We start from the raw sequence: 1,679 nt of genomic DNA, 5'->3' as shown, positions 1-1,679 counted from the left end.
TTCCGAAAGTCCTTGACTTGTTTTAGTTTTTCTATTAAGCTCAACATATCTTTCAAAAGTTTGCGTTCACTTCTCATTTTACCTGACAGTGATCGCTTTTACTTTTGATATTCTGATGGGAGAATGAAACAGCCCTACCCCGATGTCGGGGGGGCCGGGGGGGTGGGGGGTTTGGGTCGGTTTCTGTTTGCCCAACAGTACCGTTGAGATGATTTCCCAAATATTGCAACTCTTTTTTAAGAATGTTGATTGCTGCATTATGATCCCTATCTAAGATTGTTTTACAATTGGGACATTGATGAGTTCTAGTACTTAATGTTTTTTGAACTATCGTACCACAAACTGAACAATCTTGAGTCGTGAAATGGGGAGGAACAGCAACACAAACAATCCGATAAATCTTGGCAAAAAATTCAAACCATTCAGTGAATTGATACCAAGAAGCATCAGAAATCGACTTGGCAAGCTGACGATTTTTTACTAAGTTTCTTACCTTTAAAGCTTCATAGACTACCAGAGCATTAGACTGGACTAACGCCAAAGCGTCTTTAATTGCTTTGTCTTTACGTTGTCTTGATACTTTCAGGTGAAGCTTGGCAACTTTTATCCGTTGCTTGTGATAGTTTTTAGACTGTTTCTTTCCTTGACGAAATCGTTTTGATAATCTCCTTTGTGCTTTTTTCAGTCGTTTTTCTGACTTGCTTAAATAACGTGGATTCTCTACAGTATTGCCTTGGGCATCGGTATAAAATTCCTTTAACCCTAAGTCAATTCCTGTTATTTGTCCCGTTGGTTTATGGTATTCTTGCCGTTCTACGTCAATCAAAAACTGGCAATAATAACCATCAGCACGTCTAACAACTCTTACCCGTTTAATCTGTTGCTCTGAATAATAAACTAATGTCTTTTGACTACACCATAAATCAAATTCTCCTGCTTTAAAGCCATCAGTAAATCTGATTTTACGTCGATCATCAGATAGTTTGTAGCCTGTTAGTTTATACTCAACCGAACGACTATGCTTTTTAAACCGAGGAAAACCCTTTTTTCCCGGTATCTTAGCATGACAATTCTGGTAAAACCGATTAATTGATTGCCAGGGTCTATCAGCAGCCGATTGGCGAGCTTGAGAGTTTAATTTATTAACCAAAGGTGTCTCTTTATTGTTAGCTAGTACCGCACAAAGTTTTTGGAGATCATTGCGGGTTGTCCCTTGATTGTCCATCCAATAACTAACACAAGAGTTACGCACAAACTGAGAAGTCCTAATAGCTTCATCAAGTTTTTGGTATTGTTCTGGTGTCCCGTTTTTTAACTTGGCTTCTACGACTAGCATTGATTAATCCTCGACCCTGGATAAATTAAGTATAACACAGTTTACCTACAAATGGTAGAATTAAAATCGTGCTTCGCGGTTGATATTCTGGTCGGATTGCATCCCCCGCAAAGGTGAGTATCTTGTCGAAAAATCTAGCGGGGGCATTCATCCGGCATTTTAGGTAAATTTCTCCTCGGAAATTATAACTGAACTTCCCCCGTACATATCGGCTCTTCTCGACTTTGTGTGATAATTTTTGCTTATAGAATCGTGAAATATTTACTGGGAAAGACTTTTAGGAGTATTTTGCTGAAGAAACTATCAGTATAGACCCCGTTTCCACACAGAAACCAGAAGAGCC

General features: G+C 38.9%; 1 protein-coding gene. It reads right to left on the bottom strand.

Annotation, left to right across the window (positions count from 1 at the left end; genetic code table 11):
- Positions 1–73: 73 nt before the first annotated feature.
- Positions 74–1,336: an RNA-guided endonuclease InsQ/TnpB family protein gene (locus O9332_RS00195; RefSeq protein ID WP_353853393.1), complete on the bottom strand. Its 1,263-nt coding sequence runs from the start codon at positions 1,334–1,336 to the stop codon at positions 74–76.
- Positions 1,337–1,679 lie beyond the last annotated feature (343 nt).

The organism is Microcystis sp. LE19-10.1B, from assembly GCF_027530565.1.
Taxonomy (GTDB): domain Bacteria; phylum Cyanobacteriota; class Cyanobacteriia; order Cyanobacteriales; family Microcystaceae; genus Microcystis; species Microcystis aeruginosa.
Note: the sequence above shows the minus strand (reverse complement) of the source record. Positions and strands in the feature narration are given on the sequence as shown.

What these genes read in the sequence shown, in the direction of transcription:
- O9332_RS00195 (WP_353853393.1), bottom strand. Translation starts at nt 1,336, where the DNA reads ATGCTAGTCGTAGAAGCCAAGTTAAAAAACGGGACACCAGAACAATAC.